The organism is Pseudomonas sp. BGA-UO-ETr-WB11, from assembly GCF_059567785.1.
On sequence record NZ_JCAQOS010000005.1, the window covers coordinates 12,096 to 29,734 of the forward strand.

The 17,639-nt window shown below is 55.3% G+C and carries 25 protein-coding genes; all 25 read left to right on the forward strand.

Annotation, left to right across the window (positions count from 1 at the left end):
• Window positions 1-46 precede the first annotated feature (46 nt).
• Window positions 47-4,246 carry a DNA-directed RNA polymerase subunit beta' gene (gene rpoC, locus AC56DI_RS05420; RefSeq protein WP_496345273.1) on the forward strand — a complete coding sequence of 1,400 codons (4,200 nt, stop codon included), beginning with the start codon at window positions 47-49 and terminating at the stop codon, window positions 4,244-4,246.
• Window positions 4,247-4,396: 150 nt separating this feature from the next.
• Window positions 4,397-4,768 (forward strand): 30S ribosomal protein S12, encoded by a 372-nt coding sequence (gene rpsL / locus AC56DI_RS05425; RefSeq protein WP_324518795.1) that lies wholly within the window; start codon window positions 4,397-4,399, stop codon window positions 4,766-4,768.
• Window positions 4,769-4,863: 95 nt separating this feature from the next.
• Window positions 4,864-5,334: a 30S ribosomal protein S7 gene (gene rpsG / locus AC56DI_RS05430; RefSeq protein WP_008089143.1), complete on the forward strand. Its 471-nt coding sequence runs from the start codon at window positions 4,864-4,866 to the stop codon at window positions 5,332-5,334.
• A gap of 30 nt (window positions 5,335-5,364) precedes the next feature.
• Window positions 5,365-7,470, forward strand: coding sequence for an elongation factor G (gene fusA / locus AC56DI_RS05435; RefSeq protein ID WP_496345274.1), 2,106 nt, complete (start codon window positions 5,365-5,367; stop codon window positions 7,468-7,470).
• A 31-nt stretch (window positions 7,471-7,501) separates the two neighbouring features.
• Window positions 7,502-8,695 carry an elongation factor Tu gene (gene tuf, locus AC56DI_RS05440; protein ID WP_324518793.1) on the forward strand — a complete coding sequence of 398 codons (1,194 nt, stop codon included), beginning with the start codon at window positions 7,502-7,504 and terminating at the stop codon, window positions 8,693-8,695.
• Window positions 8,696-8,847: 152 nt separating this feature from the next.
• Window positions 8,848-9,159, forward strand: coding sequence for a 30S ribosomal protein S10 (gene rpsJ, locus AC56DI_RS05445; protein ID WP_003186070.1), 312 nt, complete (start codon window positions 8,848-8,850; stop codon window positions 9,157-9,159).
• 82 nt (window positions 9,160-9,241) lie between these two features.
• Window positions 9,242-9,877: a 50S ribosomal protein L3 gene (rplC, locus tag AC56DI_RS05450; protein ID WP_496345275.1), complete on the forward strand. Its 636-nt coding sequence runs from the start codon at window positions 9,242-9,244 to the stop codon at window positions 9,875-9,877.
• A 12-nt stretch (window positions 9,878-9,889) separates the two neighbouring features.
• On the forward strand, window positions 9,890-10,492 hold the full coding sequence (gene rplD, locus AC56DI_RS05455; RefSeq protein WP_324518791.1) for a 50S ribosomal protein L4: 603 nt from the start codon (window positions 9,890-9,892) through the stop codon (window positions 10,490-10,492).
• A complete protein-coding gene (gene rplW, locus AC56DI_RS05460) occupies window positions 10,489-10,788 on the forward strand; it encodes a 50S ribosomal protein L23 (RefSeq protein ID WP_324518790.1) in 300 nt (99 codons plus the stop codon). The genes rplD and rplW overlap by 4 nt, the downstream gene beginning before the upstream one ends.
• 14 nt (window positions 10,789-10,802) lie before the next feature.
• Window positions 10,803-11,627, forward strand: coding sequence for a 50S ribosomal protein L2 (gene rplB / locus AC56DI_RS05465; protein ID WP_324518789.1), 825 nt, complete (start codon window positions 10,803-10,805; stop codon window positions 11,625-11,627).
• Between the two features lie 16 nt (window positions 11,628-11,643).
• Window positions 11,644-11,919: a 30S ribosomal protein S19 gene (gene rpsS, locus AC56DI_RS05470; protein WP_324518788.1), complete on the forward strand. Its 276-nt coding sequence runs from the start codon at window positions 11,644-11,646 to the stop codon at window positions 11,917-11,919.
• An 11-nt stretch (window positions 11,920-11,930) separates the two neighbouring features.
• Window positions 11,931-12,263, forward strand: coding sequence for a 50S ribosomal protein L22 (rplV, locus tag AC56DI_RS05475; RefSeq protein WP_003210077.1), 333 nt, complete (start codon window positions 11,931-11,933; stop codon window positions 12,261-12,263).
• A 13-nt stretch (window positions 12,264-12,276) separates the two neighbouring features.
• Window positions 12,277-12,963, forward strand: a complete 687-nt coding sequence (gene rpsC, locus AC56DI_RS05480) for a 30S ribosomal protein S3 (RefSeq protein WP_324518787.1) — start codon at window positions 12,277-12,279, stop codon at window positions 12,961-12,963.
• Between the two features lie 12 nt (window positions 12,964-12,975).
• Window positions 12,976-13,389, forward strand: a complete 414-nt coding sequence (gene rplP / locus AC56DI_RS05485) for a 50S ribosomal protein L16 (protein ID WP_324518786.1) — start codon at window positions 12,976-12,978, stop codon at window positions 13,387-13,389.
• Window positions 13,389-13,580, forward strand: coding sequence for a 50S ribosomal protein L29 (rpmC, locus tag AC56DI_RS05490; RefSeq protein ID WP_002555481.1), 192 nt, complete (start codon window positions 13,389-13,391; stop codon window positions 13,578-13,580). The genes rplP and rpmC overlap by 1 nt, the downstream gene beginning before the upstream one ends.
• A 2-nt stretch (window positions 13,581-13,582) precedes the next feature.
• On the forward strand, window positions 13,583-13,849 hold the full coding sequence (gene rpsQ / locus AC56DI_RS05495) for a 30S ribosomal protein S17 (protein ID WP_324518785.1): 267 nt from the start codon (window positions 13,583-13,585) through the stop codon (window positions 13,847-13,849).
• A 23-nt stretch (window positions 13,850-13,872) separates the two neighbouring features.
• The gene (rplN, locus tag AC56DI_RS05500) at window positions 13,873-14,241 is read left to right on the forward strand and encodes a 50S ribosomal protein L14 (RefSeq protein ID WP_324518784.1); all 369 of its coding nucleotides are present in this window, start codon (window positions 13,873-13,875) and stop codon (window positions 14,239-14,241) included.
• A gap of 12 nt (window positions 14,242-14,253) precedes the next feature.
• The gene (gene rplX, locus AC56DI_RS05505) at window positions 14,254-14,568 is read left to right on the forward strand and encodes a 50S ribosomal protein L24 (protein WP_324518783.1); all 315 of its coding nucleotides are present in this window, start codon (window positions 14,254-14,256) and stop codon (window positions 14,566-14,568) included.
• 20 nt (window positions 14,569-14,588) lie between these two features.
• Complete coding sequence (gene rplE / locus AC56DI_RS05510; RefSeq protein WP_324518782.1) at window positions 14,589-15,128, forward strand: 50S ribosomal protein L5; 540 nt, start codon at window positions 14,589-14,591, stop codon at window positions 15,126-15,128.
• Window positions 15,129-15,141: 13 nt separating this feature from the next.
• A complete protein-coding gene (gene rpsN, locus AC56DI_RS05515) occupies window positions 15,142-15,447 on the forward strand; it encodes a 30S ribosomal protein S14 (protein WP_324518781.1) in 306 nt (101 codons plus the stop codon).
• Window positions 15,448-15,647: 200 nt separating this feature from the next.
• Window positions 15,648-16,040 (forward strand): 30S ribosomal protein S8, encoded by a 393-nt coding sequence (rpsH, locus tag AC56DI_RS05520; RefSeq protein WP_324518780.1) that lies wholly within the window; start codon window positions 15,648-15,650, stop codon window positions 16,038-16,040.
• A 12-nt stretch (window positions 16,041-16,052) separates the two neighbouring features.
• A complete protein-coding gene (gene rplF, locus AC56DI_RS05525) occupies window positions 16,053-16,586 on the forward strand; it encodes a 50S ribosomal protein L6 (protein ID WP_496345276.1) in 534 nt (177 codons plus the stop codon).
• A gap of 10 nt (window positions 16,587-16,596) precedes the next feature.
• Window positions 16,597-16,947 (forward strand): 50S ribosomal protein L18, encoded by a 351-nt coding sequence (gene rplR, locus AC56DI_RS05530; protein WP_324518778.1) that lies wholly within the window; start codon window positions 16,597-16,599, stop codon window positions 16,945-16,947.
• A 3-nt stretch (window positions 16,948-16,950) separates the two neighbouring features.
• Window positions 16,951-17,451 carry a 30S ribosomal protein S5 gene (rpsE, locus tag AC56DI_RS05535; protein ID WP_324518777.1) on the forward strand — a complete coding sequence of 167 codons (501 nt, stop codon included), beginning with the start codon at window positions 16,951-16,953 and terminating at the stop codon, window positions 17,449-17,451.
• 2 nt (window positions 17,452-17,453) lie between these two features.
• Complete coding sequence (rpmD, locus tag AC56DI_RS05540; protein ID WP_324518776.1) at window positions 17,454-17,636, forward strand: 50S ribosomal protein L30; 183 nt, start codon at window positions 17,454-17,456, stop codon at window positions 17,634-17,636.
• The last annotated feature ends 3 nt before the right edge of the window (window positions 17,637-17,639 follow it).

Consider the following 17,639-nt stretch of genomic DNA (forward strand, 5'->3'; position numbering starts at 1 on the left):
GGGCGGGCAGTTTTGCCCGTCCCCTGTTCCGTGAGGAGAAAAGGCCTTGAAAGACCTACTGAATTTGCTGAAAAACCAGGGTCAAGTGGAAGAGTTCGATGCCATTCGCATCTCTCTTGCCTCGCCTGAGATGATCCGTTCCTGGTCCTTCGGTGAAGTTAAAAAGCCGGAAACCATCAACTACCGTACGTTCAAGCCTGAGCGTGATGGCCTGTTCTGCGCCAAGATCTTTGGCCCGGTTAAGGACTACGAGTGCCTGTGCGGTAAGTACAAGCGCCTCAAGCATCGCGGCGTAATTTGCGAGAAGTGCGGCGTTGAAGTGGCCCTGGCCAAGGTTCGTCGTGAGCGCATGGCGCACATCGAGCTGGCTTCGCCGGTTGCCCACATCTGGTTCCTCAAGTCGCTGCCAAGCCGTATCGGCCTGCTGCTGGACATGACCCTGCGTGATATCGAGCGCGTGCTCTATTTCGAGAGCTACGTCGTGATCGATCCGGGCATGACCACCCTCGAGAAGGGTCAGTTGCTGAACGACGAGCAGTACTTCGAAGCCATCGAAGAGTTTGGTGACGACTTCGACGCCCGCATGGGTGCCGAGGCTGTGCGCGAGCTGCTGCACGCGATCGACCTGGAGCACGAGATTGGCCGTCTGCGCGAAGAAATTCCGCAAACCAACTCGGAAACCAAGATCAAGAAGCTGTCCAAGCGCCTCAAATTGATGGAGGCCTTCCACGGTTCAGGCAACCTGCCTGAGTGGATGGTGCTGACCGTTCTGCCGGTTCTGCCGCCAGATCTGCGTCCGCTGGTTCCGCTGGACGGTGGCCGTTTCGCCACCTCCGACCTGAACGATCTGTATCGTCGGGTGATCAACCGTAACAACCGTTTGAAGCGCCTGCTCGACCTGTCCGCGCCGGACATCATCGTGCGCAACGAAAAGCGCATGTTGCAGGAAGCGGTTGACGCCTTGCTCGACAACGGCCGTCGCGGTCGCGCCATCACTGGCTCGAACAAGCGTCCGCTGAAGTCCCTGGCTGACATGATCAAAGGTAAGCAAGGTCGTTTCCGTCAGAACTTGCTCGGTAAGCGCGTGGACTACTCCGGTCGTTCGGTAATTACTGTAGGCCCGACCCTGCGTCTGCACCAGTGCGGTCTGCCGAAGAAGATGGCCCTTGAGCTGTTCAAGCCGTTCATTTTCGGCAAGCTGGAAATGCGTGGTCTGGCGACCACCATTAAAGCGGCCAAGAAGATGGTTGAGCGCGAGCTGCCAGAGGTTTGGGACGTTCTCGCTGAAGTCATCCGCGAACACCCGGTGATGCTTAACCGTGCACCGACCCTCCACCGTCTGGGCATCCAGGCGTTTGAACCGGTTCTGATCGAAGGTAAGGCCATCCAGCTGCACCCGCTGGTCTGCGCCGCGTACAACGCCGACTTCGACGGTGACCAGATGGCTGTGCACGTACCGCTGACACTGGAAGCTCAGCTGGAAGCCCGTGCGCTGATGATGTCGACCAACAACATCCTCTCGCCAGCCAACGGTGAACCAATCATCGTTCCTTCGCAGGACGTGGTACTGGGTCTGTATTACATGACCCGCGAAGCGATCAATGCCAAGGGCGAAGGTCGTGTGTTTGCCGACCTGCAGGAAGTCGACCGCGTATTCCGCGCCGGCGAAGCAGCGCTGCACGCCAAGGTTAAAGTGCGCATCAACGAGGTCATCAAAGACCGCGATGGCAGCATCACCAAGAACACCCGCATCGTCGATACCACTATCGGCCGCGCGTTGCTGTTCCAGGTGGTTCCGGCCGGCCTGTCGTATGACGTGGTCAACCTGCCGATGAAGAAAAAGGCGATCTCCAAGCTGATCAACCAGTGCTACCGCACTTGTGGCTTGAAAGACACCGTGATCTTCGCTGACCAGCTGATGTACACCGGTTTCGCTTACTCGACCATCTCCGGTGTTTCCATCGGTGTGAATGACTTCGTTATTCCGGACGAGAAAGTGCGCATCATTGATGCCGCGACCGAAGAAGTTAAAGAGATCGAAACCCAGTACGCCTCCGGCCTGGTAACCCAGGGCGAGAAGTACAACAAGGTGATCGACTTGTGGTCCAAGGCCAACGACGAAGTGTCGAAGGCGATGATGTCCAACCTCTCGAAAGAGAAGGTTATCGACCGTCACGGCGTTGAAGTTGACCAAGAGTCCTTCAACTCCATGTACATGATGGCCGACTCCGGTGCGCGGGGTTCTGCTGCGCAGATCCGTCAGCTCGCTGGTATGCGTGGTCTGATGGCCAAGCCGGACGGCTCGATCATCGAAACGCCGATCACCGCGAACTTCCGCGAAGGTCTGAGCGTTCTGCAGTACTTCATCTCGACGCACGGTGCGCGTAAAGGTCTGGCGGATACCGCGTTGAAAACCGCGAACTCCGGTTACCTGACTCGCCGTCTGGTGGACGTTGCCCAGGATCTGGTGGTTACCGCGATCGATTGCGGTACCGAGCACGGTCTGCTGATGACGCCGCACATTGAAGGCGGTGACGTGGTTGAGCCGCTGGGCGAGCGCGTACTGGGTCGAGTGATCGCCCGTGACGTACTCAAGCCAGGCACCGAGGAAATTCTGGTTCCGGCCGGCACCTTGGTTGACGAGCAGTGGGTTGAATTCATCGAGCTGAACAGCATCGACGAAGTGATCGTGCGTTCGCCGATCAGCTGCGAAACCCGCTACGGCATCTGCGCCAAGTGCTACGGTCGCGACCTGGCCCGTGGTCACCAGATCAACATCGGCGAAGCCGTTGGTGTGATCGCGGCCCAGTCGATTGGTGAGCCGGGTACCCAGCTGACCATGCGTACCTTCCACATCGGTGGTGCGGCAAGCCGGACCTCTGCAGCTGACAGTGTTCAGGTTAAGAACGGCGGTACTGTTCGCCTGCACAACCTGAAGCATGTAGAGCGCTTGGATGGCAACCTGGTAGCGGTTTCCCGCTCTGGTGAGCTGGCCATCGCCGACGACTTCGGTCGTGAGCGCGAGCGTTACAAGCTGCCGTACGGTGCCGTGATTTCCGTGAAGGAAGGCGACAAGGTTGACGCTGGTTCCATCGTCGCCAAGTGGGACCCGCACACCCACCCGATCGTTACCGAAATGAAAGGTACCGTGACCTACGTGGGCATGGAAGAAGGCATCACGATCAAGCGTCAGACTGACGAATTGACCGGTTTGACCAACATTGAAGTTCTGGATGCCAAAGACCGTCCAGCCGCCGGCAAAGATATTCGCCCGGCTGTGAAGATGGTCGGTGTGGATGGTAAGGACTTGCTGCTGCCAGGTACCGATGTACCGGCCCAGTACTTCCTGCCTGCCAACGCCCTCGTCGGTGTAGCGGATGGTGCGCAAGTGGGCGTGGGTGACGTTATCGCCCGTATCCCGCAAGAGACCTCCAAGACCCGCGACATCACCGGTGGTCTGCCACGCGTTGCTGACCTGTTTGAGGCCCGTCGTCCGAAGGAAGCTTCGATTCTGGCGGAAATCAGCGGCACCATCGCTTTCGGTAAGGAAACCAAAGGCAAGCGCCGCTTGGTTATTACGCCTACCGATGGCAGCGAGCCGTACGAAGAGCTGATTCCTAAGTGGCGTCACCTGAACGTGTTCGAAGGCGAGCAGGTTAACCGCGGCGAAGTTATCTCCGACGGTCCAAGCGATCCGCACGACATCCTGCGTTTGCTGGGCGTCAGTTCGCTGGCCAAGTACATCGTTAACGAGATCCAGGACGTTTACCGTCTGCAAGGCGTGAAGATCAACGACAAGCACATCGAGACCATTCTGCGTCAGATGCTGCGTAAGGTTGAGATTGCCGAGTCTGGCGATTCCACCTTCATCAAGGGCGACCAGATGGAGTTGACTCACGTACTGGTGGAGAACGAGCGTCTGGTTGCGGAAGACAAGTTCGTCGCCAAGTTCGAGCGCGTTCTGCTCGGTATCACCAAGGCATCGCTGTCCACCGAGTCGTTCATCTCGGCGGCATCTTTCCAGGAAACCACTCGCGTACTGACCGAGGCGGCTGTAACTGGCAAGCGCGACTACCTGCGTGGTCTGAAAGAGAACGTGGTGGTCGGTCGTTTGATCCCGGCCGGTACCGGTCTGGCTTATCACGCCGAGCGCAAGCGTCGTCGTGAAGCCGACAAACCGGTTCGCGTCAGCGCCAGCGAGGTCGAAGCAGCACTGACCGAGGCGCTGAACTCGAGCGGTAACTAAGAGAAAAGTGAGGCCCTGGACGAGATCTTCGTCCGGGGCCTTGTCTTGACGGTGGGCAAGAAGCTCTTTAGACTCTTGTACCCCTAAATTTGACAGGGCTCGCGTCCTGTCATTTTTGTTTATGTCGAAAGACAACAGTGGAGCTAGTAGATGGCAACTATCAACCAGCTGGTACGTCAGCCGCGCAAGCGCATCGTCGATAAGAGCGACGTGCCTGCCCTGCAGAACTGCCCGCAACGCCGTGGTGTGTGCACTCGCGTGTATACCACTACGCCGAAAAAACCTAACTCGGCACTGCGTAAAGTATGTCGTGTGCGCTTGACCAACGGTTTCGAGGTTTCCTCGTACATCGGCGGTGAAGGCCACAACCTGCAAGAGCACAGCGTCGTACTGATTCGTGGCGGTCGTGTAAAAGACTTGCCAGGTGTTCGTTACCACACCGTGCGTGGCTCGCTGGATACCTCCGGCGTGAAAGGTCGTAATCAGAGCCGTTCGAAATACGGTACTAAGCGTCCTAAGTAATTCCGAATTCTATTTATTTAAGTCGATAAGAGTAAGGTCGGGCTCAGCACATGCTGGTGTTCCGGGCTACCTGAAGACCGTTTGAGGGCTTATCCATGCCAAGACGTCGTGTAGCAGCAAAACGTGAGATTCTGGACGATCCGAAATACGGAAGCCAAATCCTCGCCAAGTTCATGAACCACGTGATGGAGAGCGGCAAGAAAGCCGTTGCCGAGCGTATTGTTTATGGTGCTTTGGACAAAGTTAAAGAACGCAAGAACAGCGATCCCCTGGAAATCTTCGAGAAAGCTCTCGACGCCATCGCTCCGCTGGTCGAAGTGAAGTCGCGCCGTGTAGGCGGTGCTACTTACCAGGTTCCGGTCGAAGTTCGTCCGTCCCGTCGTAACGCTCTGGCAATGCGCTGGTTGGTAGATTACGCCCGTAAGCGTGGCGAAAAATCTATGGCTCTGCGCTTGGCTGGCGAGCTGCTGGATGCTGCTGAAGGCAAAGGTGCTGCAGTTAAGAAGCGTGAAGACGTGCACCGCATGGCAGAAGCCAACAAGGCTTTCTCGCACTACCGCTTCTAATTTCAGCGCTTCTAAATTTGCGAGGGCTTTATGGCTCGTACTACACCGATTAATCGCTACCGTAACATTGGTATCGTGGCTCACGTGGATGCTGGTAAAACCACCACCACCGAGCGCGTCCTTTTTTACACCGGCAAAAGCCACAAAATGGGCGAGGTGCATGACGGCGCCGCGACCACCGACTGGATGGTGCAGGAGCAGGAGCGTGGTATTACCATTACTTCTGCTGCTATTACCGCCTTCTGGCAGGGTTCCGAGAAGCAGCACAAAGACCAATACCGTTTTAACGTCATTGATACCCCGGGCCACGTTGACTTCACAATTGAAGTTGAGCGTTCCCTGCGTGTTCTCGACGGCGCGGTCGTGGTGTTCTGTGGTACTTCGGGTGTTGAGCCGCAGTCCGAAACCGTATGGCGTCAAGCCAACAAGTACGGCGTTCCACGTATTGTTTACGTGAACAAAATGGACCGTGCTGGCGCTGACTTCCTGCGCGTGATCGGTCAGATCAAGCAGCGTCTGGGCCACACTCCGGTGCCGATCCAGTTGGCTATTGGTTCTGAAGACAACTTCCAGGGTCAGATCGATCTGATGGCCATGGAAGCGGTTTACTGGGACGATGCCGACAAGGGTATGACTCCGCGTCGCGAAGCCATTCCGGCTGAGCTGCAAGAGTTGGCTGCCGAGTGGCGCAGCAACATGGTTGAGGCTGCGGCCGAAGCCAGCGAAGATCTGATGAACAAGTACCTCGAAGGTGAAGAGCTCACTAACGCGGAAATAAAGGCCGCTCTGCGTCAGCGTACTATCGCTGGTGAGATCGTTCTGGCTGTTTGCGGTTCTTCTTTCAAGAACAAGGGTGTTCCCCTGGTTCTCGACGCCGTTATCGATTACCTGCCTGCACCAACTGACATTCCTGCCATCAAGGGTACTGACCCGGATGACGAGGAGAAGCAGATGGAGCGTCATGCGAACGATGACGAGCCGTTCTCGGCTCTGGCGTTCAAGATCGCTACCGACCCATTCGTGGGTACTTTGACCTTTGTCCGCGTTTACTCGGGCGTGTTGGCTTCCGGCGACGGCGTGATCAACTCGGTTAAAGGTAAAAAAGAGCGCGTGGGTCGTATGGTGCAAATGCACGCAAACGCCCGTGAAGAGATCAAGGAAGTGCGCGCTGGTGACATCGCGGCCCTGATCGGCATGAAGGACGTCACCACTGGCGAAACTTTGTGCAACGCTGACAAGCCAATCATCTTGGTTCGTATGGACTTCCCGGAGCCGGTTATCTCGGTTGCCGTTGAGCCGAAGACTAAAGATGACCAGGAAAAAATGGGTATCGCTCTGGGCAAACTTGCTCAGGAAGACCCGTCTTTCCGCGTCAAGACTGATGAAGAGACTGGTCAAACGATCATCTCCGGCATGGGCGAGCTGCACCTGGACATCCTGGTTGACCGGATGCGCCGTGAGTTCAACGTCGAAGCCAACATCGGTAAGCCTCAGGTTTCCTATCGTGAGCGCATCACGAAGAACTGTGAAATCGAAGGCAAGTTCGTTCGTCAGTCCGGCGGTCGTGGTCAGTTCGGCCATTGCTGGATCCGTTTTGCTCCTGCTGACGAAGGTCAGGAAGGTCTGCAGTTCGTGAACGAAGTAGTGGGTGGTGTGGTTCCTAAGGAATACATCCCGGCTATCCAGAAGGGTATCGAAGAGCAGATGAAGAACGGTGTTGTTGCCGGCTATCCGCTGATCGGCCTGAAGGCTACCGTGTTTGATGGTTCTTACCACGACGTCGACTCGAACGAGATGGCGTTTAAGGTGGCTGCTTCCATGGCAACCAAGCAACTGGCCCAGAAGGGCGGTGGTGAGTTGCTTGAGCCGATCATGGCGGTAGAGGTTGTTACGCCTGAAGACTATATGGGTGACGTGATGGGCGACCTTAACCGTCGTCGCGGCATGATCCTGGGTATGGAAGATACGGTTTCCGGCAAAGTAATTCGTGCTGAGGTTCCGTTGGGCGAGATGTTCGGTTATGCGACCGACGTTCGTTCCATGTCTCAAGGTCGCGCAAGCTACTCTATGGAATTCAAAAAATACAATACTGCTCCGTCGCACATCGTCGAAGCCGTAACCAAAAAACAAGGCTGATTCAGCCCCTTTAGGCAAGGAGTTAATTGTCGTGGCTAAAGAAAAATTTGAACGTAATAAACCGCACGTCAACGTCGGCACCATCGGTCACGTTGACCACGGTAAAACCACTCTGACCGCTGCTCTGACCCGTGTTTGCTCCGAGGTTTTCGGTTCGGCTCGCGTTGACTTCGACAAGATCGACAGCGCTCCAGAAGAAAAAGCTCGTGGTATCACCATCAACACCGCTCACGTTGAATACGATTCGGCCGTGCGTCACTACGCACACGTTGACTGCCCAGGTCACGCCGACTACGTAAAAAACATGATCACCGGTGCTGCGCAGATGGACGGCGCTATCCTGGTTTGCTCGGCCGCTGATGGTCCGATGCCGCAAACTCGTGAGCACATCCTGCTGTCCCGTCAGGTAGGCGTTCCGTACATCGTTGTCTTCCTGAACAAGGCTGACATGGTTGACGACGCTGAGCTGCTGGAACTGGTTGAGATGGAAGTGCGCGATCTGCTGAGCACTTACGACTTCCCGGGCGATGACACTCCAATCATTATCGGTTCCGCGCTGATGGCGTTGAACGGTCAAGACGATAACGAAATGGGTACCACCGCTGTTAAGAAGCTGGTTGAGACTCTGGATACCTACATTCCTGAGCCGGTTCGTGCAATCGACAAGCCGTTCCTGATGCCAATCGAAGACGTATTCTCGATCTCCGGTCGTGGCACCGTGGTAACTGGCCGTATCGAGCGCGGGATCATCAAGATCCAAGAGTCGATCGAAATCGTTGGCCTGAAAGACACCGTCACCACCACCTGTACTGGTGTTGAAATGTTCCGCAAACTGCTCGACGAAGGTCGTGCTGGCGAGAACTGCGGCGTGCTGTTGCGCGGTACCAAGCGTGAAGACGTTGAGCGTGGCCAGGTTTTGGTTAAGCCGGGTTCGGTTAAGCCGCACACCAAGTTCACCGCTGAAGTGTACGTGCTGAGCAAAGAAGAAGGCGGTCGTCACACTCCGTTCTTCAAAGGCTACCGTCCACAGTTCTACTTCCGTACCACTGACGTGACCGGTAACTGCGAACTGCCGGAAGGCGTTGAAATGGTAATGCCAGGTGATAACGTTCAAATGACCGTTACCCTGATCAAAACCATCGCAATGGAAGAAGGTCTGCGTTTCGCCATTCGTGAAGGCGGTCGTACCGTCGGCGCTGGCGTCGTGGCCAAGATCGTCGAGTAATCGTTGATCTGCTGGTAGGAAAGGCCCCTTCGGGGGCCTTTCCTATTTGTTGATCATTTATTGACACCCATAGAGCTCGTCCGTACAATTGCGCCTCCTTTTATCGGGCGTATTGCGCACGATGGGAATGGCAAATTGGAGTCTGAGGTCAAATGCAAAATCAACAAATACGTATTCGGTTGAAGGCTTTTGATCATCGCCTGATCGATCAATCTACCCAGGAAATCGTGGAAACCGCGAAACGTACTGGTGCTCAGGTGCGTGGTCCGATTCCTCTGCCTACTCGCAAGGAGCGTTTCACTGTTCTGGTTTCTCCGCACGTCAACAAAGACGCGCGCGACCAGTACGAGATTCGCACTCATAAGCGCGTTCTGGACATCGTCCAGCCAACGGATAAAACCGTTGATGCGTTGATGAAGCTTGATCTTGCGGCTGGCGTGGAAGTGCAGATCAGCCTCGGCTAAAACCTTGGGGTTTTAGTCGTGTAACGCTCTGAAATGGGCGGCCATAGCGGGTGAAAGCCCCGTACACTCATGAGGTTACAACATGACTATTGGTGTAGTCGGTCGTAAATGCGGTATGACCCGCATTTTTACCGAAGATGGTGTCTCTATTCCGGTTACGGTCATTGAGATCGAGCCGAATCGCGTCACTCAGTTCAAAACTGAAGAAAGCGATGGCTATCGCGCTGTGCAGGTTACTGTTGGTGAGCGTCGTGCTTCCCGCGTAACTAAAGCTCAGGCAGGTCATTTCGCTAAAGCTAACGTTGCTGCTGGTCGCAGTGTTTGGGAGTTCCGTCTTGAAGATGGTGCCTACCAGGCTGGCGATCTGATCAACGCTGAAATTTTCCAAGCTGGTCAGCTGGTGGATGTCACCGGTCAGTCCAAGGGTAAAGGCTTTGCCGGTACCATCAAGCGTTGGAATTTCCGTGGTCAAGACAACACTCACGGTAACTCCGTCTCCCACCGCGTCCCGGGCTCTATCGGCCAGTGCCAGACTCCTGGTCGTGTATTCAAGGGCAAGAAAATGTCCGGTCATATGGGCGCTGAGCGCGTGACCGTGCAGTCCCTCGAAGTTGTGCGCGTCGACGCTGAACGCAATCTGCTGCTGGTTAAAGGTGCTGTTCCTGGCGCTCCCGGTGGTGATGTGGTTGTGCGTCCGGCAGCCAAGGCTCGCGGTTAAGGGGAAGCTGACATGCAATTAAATGTAAATGGTGCTCAGGCGATCGAGGTCTCCGAGCACACCTTTGGCGGCGAATACAACGAGACCCTGGTTCACCAGGCAGTTGTGGCCTACATGGCCGGTGGTCGTCAAGGTAGCAAGCAACAGAAAACCCGTTCCGACGTTTCCGGTGGCGGTAAGCGCCCATGGCGTCAGAAGGGTACTGGCCGTGCACGTGCCGGTACTATCCGTAGCCCAATCTGGCGTGGCGGCGGTACCACTTTCGCTGCTCGTCCGCAGGATCACTCGCAAAAGCTGAACAAGAAGATGTATCGCGCTGCATTGCGCTCCATCCTTGCTGAGCTGGTGCGTTCGGATCGTCTGGTCGTCGTTGAAGACTTCGCAGTTGATGCGCCGAAGACCAAAGTGCTGCTGGACAAGCTGAATGGCATGGGTCTGACCGACGTATTGATCGTGTCCGACGCCGTTGATCAGAACCTGTACCTGGCTGCCCGTAACCTGCCGCACGTAGATGTACGTGATGTGCAAGGTTCCGATCCGGTTAGCCTGATCGCGTACGACAAAGTGTTGATCACTGTGTCGGCCGTGAAGAAATTCGAGGAGCTGCTGGGATGAACCAGGAACGCGTATTTAAAGTGCTGCTGGGCCCGCACATCTCCGAGAAGGCCACAGTATTGGCTGATAAGAAAAGCCAATTCGTTTTTAAGGTTGCGACTGACGCAACCAAGCTGGAAATCAAGAAGGCCGTTGAAAGCCTGTTCAGCGTGAAAGTTGAGCGTGTTACTACCCTGAATGTTCTGGGTAAGAGCAAGCGCACCGCTCGCGGCGTGGGCAAGCGTAACGACTGGAAGAAGGCAGTTATCTCCCTTCAGCCAGGCCAAGATCTCGATTTCGCCAGCAGTGCTGAGTAAGGAAGGGGTGCATCATGGCAATTGTTAAATGCAAACCGACTTCCCCGGGCCGCCGCTTTGTGGTCAAGGTGGTCAACCAGGAGCTGCACAAAGGCGCTCCGTACGCACCGCTGCTCGAGAAGAAGTCGAAAACTGGTGGTCGTAACAACAACGGTCGCATCACTACCCGTCATATCGGTGGTGGTCACAAGCAGCATTACCGTTTGGTCGATTTCCGTCGCAACGACAAAGATGGCATTCCAGCCACTGTTGAGCGCATCGAATATGACCCGAACCGTACCGCGCACATTGCTCTGCTGATGTATGCAGATGGTGAGCGTCGTTACATCATCGCTCCGAAAGGCGTGAGCGCTGGCGATCAGCTGATTGCTGGTAGCCATGCTCCGATCAAACCGGGTAACAGCCTGCAACTGCGCAACATTCCAGTTGGTAGCACTGTTCACGGTATTGAGCTGAAGCCGGGTAAAGGTGCTCAGATCGCTCGTTCCGCTGGTGCTTCGGCTCAGCTGGTTGCGCGTGAAGGCGTCTACGTTACTCTGCGTCTGCGTTCGGGCGAGATGCGTAAGGTTCTTTCTGAGTGCCGTGCAACTCTGGGTGAGGTTTCGAACTCCGAGCACAGCCTGCGTTCACTGGGTAAAGCTGGTGCCAAGCGCTGGCGTGGCGTTCGTCCGACAGTTCGTGGTGTTGCCATGAACCCGGTCGATCACCCGCATGGTGGTGGTGAAGGTCGTACCTCTGGTGGTCGTCATCCGGTATCGCCGTGGGGCTTCCCGACTAAGGGCGCGAAGACTCGTGGTAATAAGCGTACCGACAAAATGATCGTCCGTCGTCGCAAGTAAATAGAGGGATACGACAGTGCCACGTTCTCTGAAAAAAGGTCCTTTTATTGATCTTCACCTACTGAAGAAGATCGAAGTGGCGGTGGAAAAGAACGATCGCAAGCCGGTGAAAACCTGGTCGCGTCGTTCGATGATCCTGCCGCAAATGGTCGGTCTGACCATTGCTGTGCATAACGGCCGTCAACATGTCCCAGTTGTTATCAACGAAGACATGGTCGGTCACAAACTGGGCGAATTTGCCGGCACCCGTACCTATCGTGGGCACGTGGCTGACAAGAAAGCCAAGCGTTAAGGGGTTAGGAAATGGAAGTAGCCGCTAAGTTGTCGGGCGCTCGAATCTCCGCCCAGAAAGCCCGCTTGGTCGCCGACCAGATCCGCGGGAAGAAGGTGGGCGAAGCGCTCAACCTGTTGGCTTTCAGCAGTAAGAAAGCCGCCGAGATCATTAAGAAAGTGCTGGAGTCGGCTGTAGCCAACGCCGAGCACAACGAAGGCGCAGACGTTGATGACCTCAAAGTCTCCACCGTCTTCGTCAACGAAGGGCGTTCGCTGAAGCGCATCATGCCGCGTGCCAAAGGCCGCGCTGATCGCATCGTCAAGCGGTCTTGCCATATCACTGTCAAGGTTGCGGACAAGTAACGGAGTCGATCAGATGGGTCAGAAAGTACATCCCACTGGCATACGCCTGGGAATCGTCAAGGAGCACACCTCCGTCTGGTACGCAGACGGTCGGACTTATGCGGACTATTTGTTCGCTGATCTGAAGGTGCGTGAGTATCTCCAAGACAAACTAAAAAGCGCGTCCGTAAGCCGTATCGATATCCATCGTCCGGCACAAACCGCACGCATCACCATCCACACCGCTCGTCCCGGCATCGTGATCGGCAAGAAAGGTGAAGATGTTGAGAAGCTGCGTCAGGACCTGACCAAGCAAATGGGTGTGCCTGTGCACATCAACATCGAAGAGATCCGCAAGCCGGAGCTCGACGGTATGCTGGTTGCGCAAAGCGTAGCTCAGCAGCTGGAACGCCGCGTAATGTTCCGTCGCGCCATGAAGCGCGCCGTACAGAACGCCATGCGTATTGGTGCCAAGGGCATCAAAATCCAGGTGAGCGGTCGTCTTGGCGGTGCTGAAATTGCCCGTACAGAATGGTATCGCGAAGGTCGTGTGCCACTGCACACCCTGCGTGCTGATATCGACTATGCCATCTACGAAGCTCACACCACTTATGGTGTGATCGGTGTGAAGGTTTGGATCTTCAAAGGTGAGGTCATCGGTGGCCTCAAAGAAGAGCTGAAACCACAAGCACCTGCGCCTCGTAAAAAAGCTGCTAAGTAAGGGGTACGCCAAATGTTGCAACCAAAGCGTACGAAGTTCCGCAAGCAGATGACAGGCCACAACCGTGGTCTGGCACAGCGCGGTAGCAAGGTCAGCTTCGGCGAGTTCGCGCTGAAAGCTGTCGCTCGCGGTCGTCTCACCGCTCGTCAGATCGAGTCCGCTCGTCGTGCTCTGACTCGTCACGTTAAGCGTGGCGGCAAGATCTGGATTCGTGTTTTCCCCGACAAGCCGGTCACCAAAAAGCCCCTCGAAGTTCGTATGGGTAAAGGTAAGGGCGGCGTGGAGTATTGGGTTTGCCAGATTCAACCAGGCAAAGTCCTTTACGAAATCGAGGGTGTTTCCGAAGAGCTGGCGCGTGAGGCTTTTGCCCTGGCTGCTGCGAAGCTGCCACTCGCCACCTCCTTTGTTAAGCGGACGGTGATGTGATGAAAGCGAATGAACTTCGTGAAAAATCAGCACAGCAGCTGAACGAGCAACTGCTCGGCCTGCTGCGTGACCAGTTCAATCTGCGTATGCAGAAAGCAACTGGCCAGTTGGGGCAGTCTCACCTGCTCTCGCAAGTTAAGCGTGACATCGCTCGCGTGAAGACTGTGCTCAACCAGCAGGCAGGTAAGTGATCATGGCTGAAGCCGAAAAAACCGTCCGTACGCTGACTGGCCGTGTTGTCAGCGACAAAATGGACAAGACCATCACCGTTCTGATCGAGCGTCGCGTAAAGCACCCGATCTACGGTAAATACGTCAAGCGTTCGACCAAGCTGCACGCACACGACGAAACCAACCAGTGCCATATCGGCGACAAGGTCACTATTCGTGAGACCCGTCCGCTGGCCAAGACTAAGTCTTGGATGCTGGTTGATGTTCTCGAACGCGCAGTGGAAGTCTAAGGGCTAGGGGTCGGAGAAATTATATGATTCAGACTCAATCCATGCTCGATGTTGCTGATAACAGTGGCGCTCGCCGTGTTATGTGCATCAAGGTGCTCGGCGGTTCCCACCGTCGTTACGCTGGCATCGGCGACATCATCAAAGTTACCGTTAAGGAAGCAATTCCGCGCGGTAAGGTCAAAAAAGGCCAGGTGATGACCGCTGTGGTTGTTCGTACTCGTCACGGCGTTCGTCGCCCTGATGGCTCGATCATCCGCTTTGACGGCAACGCTGCTGTGATGCTTAACAACAAGCAAGAGCCGATCGGCACCCGTATCTTTGGGCCCGTGACCCGTGAACTTCGTACTGAGAAGTTCATGAAGATCGTCTCGCTCGCCCCTGAAGTGCTGTAAGGAGAAGCGATCATGCAAAAGATTCGTCGTGACGACGAGATCATCGTCATCGCCGGCAAAGACAAGGGCAAGCGCGGTAAGGTGCTTAAGGTTCTCGCTGACGACCGTCTGGTCGTTGGTGGGGTCAACCTGGTTAAGCGTCATACCAAGCCAAACCCTATGGCTGGCGTTCCTGGTGGGATCATCGAAAAAGAGGCGCCACTGCACGTCTCTAACATCGCCATTTTCAACGGCGAAACCAACAAGGCTGACCGCGTTGGTTTCAAAGTAGAAGAAGGTAAAAAAATTCGTGTCTTCAAGTCGACCCAAAAAGCGGTTGATGCTTGAACACTGCTAGGTAGAAGACCATGGCACGACTAAAAGAGATTTACCGGAAGGAAATCGCCCCCAAGCTGAAAGAACAACTTCAGCTGGGCAACGTGATGGAAGTTCCGCGCGTTACCAAGATCACCCTGAACATGGGTGTAGGCGAAGCGATCGGCGACAAAAAAGTCATCGAGCACGCTGTAGCTGACTTGGAAAAGATCACCGGTCAAAAAGCGGTCGTAACTTACGCTCGCAAATCCATCGCTGGCTTTAAAGTCCGTGAAGGTTGGCCGATTGGCGTTAAGGTAACCCTGCGCCGTGATCGTATGTACGAATTCCTGGATCGTCTGCTTGCGATCTCCCTGCCGCGCGTACGTGACTTCCGCGGCCTGAATGCCAAGTCCTTCGATGGTCGTGGTAACTACAGCATGGGCGTCAAAGAGCAGATCATTTTCCCGGAAATCGATTACGACAAAATCGACGCATTGCGCGGTCTGGATATCACTCTGACCACCACTGCCCGTAACGATGATGAAGGTCGTGCCTTGCTGCGCGCCTTCAACTTCCCGTTCCGTAACTGATTGGAGTAGGAACATGGCCAAAACGAGCATGAAAAACCGCGAGCTGAAGCGTCAGCTAACGGTAGCCAAGTACGCCAAAAAGCGTGCCGAGCTGAAAGCTACCATCGCCAATCCGAACTCCACTCCGGAAGCGCGTTGGGAAGCACAAGTAGCCCTGCAGAAGCAGCCACGTGATGCTTGCGCTGCGCGCATGCGTAACCGCTGCCGCCTGACAGGTCGTCCGCATGGCGTGTACCGCAAGTTCGGCCTTGGCCGTAACAAACTGCGCGAAGCTGCTATGCGTGGCGATGTACCAGGTCTGGTTAAAGCCAGCTGGTAAATTGCTAACGTTTGGTCGGTAAGCGTGGTGAAAGTCACGCTTACCGCTGAGCGGTTATGAATCAAGCCCCTTTTGGGGCTTGATTCATTTATGAGCAGTCTCTAGAATACCCGGCTCGCCAGAGCACGCCTTCGTTGGTGGTGCTTCTGTCGGCTCTTAGCCACTTGGCTAATTCATTTTGTATCAGGAGCGTCTAGCCCATGAGTATGCAGGACCCGTTAGCGGACATGCTAACTCGTATCCGTAATGCCCAGATGGCTGAAAAGGCCGTTGTAAGCATGCCTTCTTCTACCTTGAAGGTGGCAGTAGCTAAAGTCCTTAAGGGTGAAGGCTACATCGCGGATTTTCAGATCAGCAGCGAAGTTAAACCGCAGCTGACCATCGAGCTGAAGTACTTCGAAGGCCGTCCGGTCATCGAAGAAGTGAAGCGCGTCAGTCGTCCTGGCTTGCGTCAGTACAAGGCCGTTGAAGATCTGCCGAAAGTTCGTGGCGGTCTTGGCGTGTCTATCGTCTCCACCAACAAAGGTGTGATGACGGATCGTGCTGCGCGCGCTGCCGGTATCGGCGGCGAAGTCCTTTGCACTGTGTTCTAAGGGGGGATAAGCATGTCTCGCGTTGCTAAGAACCCCGTAAAGCTGCCCGCTGGAGTTGAAGTTCAACTGGCTGGCCAGCAGCTTTCGGTGAAGGGTGCCAAGGGCACTCTAGACCTAAAAGTACATTCGTCCGTTGAAGTCATCATGGAAGCTGGTGAGCTGCGTTTTGCAGCCCGCAATGGCGACCAGCAGACTCGTGCAATGGCAGGTACTACCCGTTCACTCGTGAACAACATGGTAACTGGCGTCAGCCAAGGCTTTGAGCGCAAGCTTCAGCTGGTTGGTGTTGGTTATAAAGCACAAGCTAAAGGCGAAGTACTGTCCTTGGCGCTGGGCTTCTCGCATCCGGTTGATTACGACCTTCCGGCAGGCGTCACTGCTGAAACCCCTAGCCAGACCGATATCCTGATTAAGGGTATTGATAAGCAACTGGTTGGTCAGGTGGCCGCTGAGATCCGCGACTTCCGTCCGCCAGAACCTTACAAAGGTAAAGGTGTGCGTTACGCAGACGAAGTCGTCCGTCGTAAAGAAGCCAAGAAGAAGTAGGGCATAGCAAATGACCGACAAAAAAGTTACTCGACTGCGTCGCGCTCGCAAAGCACGCCTGAAAATGCACGAGCTAGAAGTCGTGCGTCTGTGCGTGTATCGCTCCTCGCAGCACATCTACGCCCAGGTCATCTCGGCCGACGGCGGCAAGGTCTTGGCCAGTGCCTCGACTTTGGACAAAGAACTGCGTGATGCTGCCACTGGCAACATTGACGCTGCCAAGAAGGTAGGGCTGCTGGTTGCTGAGCGTGCGAAAGTCGCTGGCATCACCCAAGTTGCTTTTGACCGTTCTGGCTTCAAGTACCACGGTCGTGTCAAGGCACTGGCTGATGCTGCTCGTGAAGGCGGGCTGGAGTTCTAAGTTATGGCAAATAACGACCAAAAGCGCGACGAAGGCTACATCGAGAAGCTGGTTCAAGTGAACCGCGTTGCCAAGACCGTTAAAGGCGGCCGTATCTTCACTTTCACCGCGTTGACCGTGGTGGGTGATGGTAAGGGTCGTGTTGGTTTCGGCCGTGGCAAATCTCGTGAAGTGCCTGCTGCCATCCAGAAAGCGATGGAGGCTGCTCGTCGCAACATGATTCAAGTGGACCTTAACGGTACCACTCTGCAGTACGCGATGAAGTCGGGTCATGGCGCCTCTAAGGTGTACATGCAGCCTGCTTCTGAAGGTACCGGTATCATCGCTGGCGGCGCTATGCGTGCTGTTCTCGAAGTTGCTGGTGTGCAGAACGTCCTGGCCAAGTGCTATGGCTCGACTAACCCGGTAAACGTGGTTCACGCCACTTTCAAGGGTCTGAAGGCTATGCAATCTCCTAGCTCTATTGCTGCTAAGCGCGGCAAGACTGTTGAGGAGATCCGCTAATCATGACTACTGCAACTGTGAAAGTTACGCTGATCAAAAGCATGACTGGCCGCATCCCTAACCACAAGCTGTGCGTTAAGGGTCTGGGTCTGCGTCGCATTGGTCACACCGTAGAAGTTTTGGATACTCCTGAGAATCGCGGGATGATCAACAAGGCTTACTACATGCTGCGAGTCGAGGGTTAATCG

Coding starts and splice junctions, on each gene's coding strand:
- rpsL (WP_324518795.1), top strand. CDS start 4,397: ATGGCAACTATCAACCAGCTGGTACGTCAGCCGCGCAAGCGCATCGTC.
- rpsG (WP_008089143.1), top strand. CDS start 4,864: ATGCCAAGACGTCGTGTAGCAGCAAAACGTGAGATTCTGGACGATCCG.
- fusA (WP_496345274.1), top strand. CDS start 5,365: ATGGCTCGTACTACACCGATTAATCGCTACCGTAACATTGGTATCGTG.
- rpsJ (WP_003186070.1), top strand. CDS start 8,848: ATGCAAAATCAACAAATACGTATTCGGTTGAAGGCTTTTGATCATCGC.
- rplC (WP_496345275.1), top strand. CDS start 9,242: ATGACTATTGGTGTAGTCGGTCGTAAATGCGGTATGACCCGCATTTTT.
- rplD (WP_324518791.1), top strand. CDS start 9,890: ATGCAATTAAATGTAAATGGTGCTCAGGCGATCGAGGTCTCCGAGCAC.
- rplW (WP_324518790.1), top strand. CDS start 10,489: ATGAACCAGGAACGCGTATTTAAAGTGCTGCTGGGCCCGCACATCTCC.
- rplB (WP_324518789.1), top strand. CDS start 10,803: ATGGCAATTGTTAAATGCAAACCGACTTCCCCGGGCCGCCGCTTTGTG.
- rplV (WP_003210077.1), top strand. CDS start 11,931: ATGGAAGTAGCCGCTAAGTTGTCGGGCGCTCGAATCTCCGCCCAGAAA.
- rpsC (WP_324518787.1), top strand. CDS start 12,277: ATGGGTCAGAAAGTACATCCCACTGGCATACGCCTGGGAATCGTCAAG.
- rplP (WP_324518786.1), top strand. CDS start 12,976: ATGTTGCAACCAAAGCGTACGAAGTTCCGCAAGCAGATGACAGGCCAC.
- rpmC (WP_002555481.1), top strand. CDS start 13,389: ATGAAAGCGAATGAACTTCGTGAAAAATCAGCACAGCAGCTGAACGAG.
- rpsQ (WP_324518785.1), top strand. CDS start 13,583: ATGGCTGAAGCCGAAAAAACCGTCCGTACGCTGACTGGCCGTGTTGTC.
- rplN (WP_324518784.1), top strand. CDS start 13,873: ATGATTCAGACTCAATCCATGCTCGATGTTGCTGATAACAGTGGCGCT.
- rplX (WP_324518783.1), top strand. CDS start 14,254: ATGCAAAAGATTCGTCGTGACGACGAGATCATCGTCATCGCCGGCAAA.
- rplE (WP_324518782.1), top strand. CDS start 14,589: ATGGCACGACTAAAAGAGATTTACCGGAAGGAAATCGCCCCCAAGCTG.
- rpsN (WP_324518781.1), top strand. CDS start 15,142: ATGGCCAAAACGAGCATGAAAAACCGCGAGCTGAAGCGTCAGCTAACG.
- rpsH (WP_324518780.1), top strand. CDS start 15,648: ATGAGTATGCAGGACCCGTTAGCGGACATGCTAACTCGTATCCGTAAT.
- rplF (WP_496345276.1), top strand. CDS start 16,053: ATGTCTCGCGTTGCTAAGAACCCCGTAAAGCTGCCCGCTGGAGTTGAA.
- rplR (WP_324518778.1), top strand. CDS start 16,597: ATGACCGACAAAAAAGTTACTCGACTGCGTCGCGCTCGCAAAGCACGC.
- rpsE (WP_324518777.1), top strand. CDS start 16,951: ATGGCAAATAACGACCAAAAGCGCGACGAAGGCTACATCGAGAAGCTG.
- rpmD (WP_324518776.1), top strand. CDS start 17,454: ATGACTACTGCAACTGTGAAAGTTACGCTGATCAAAAGCATGACTGGC.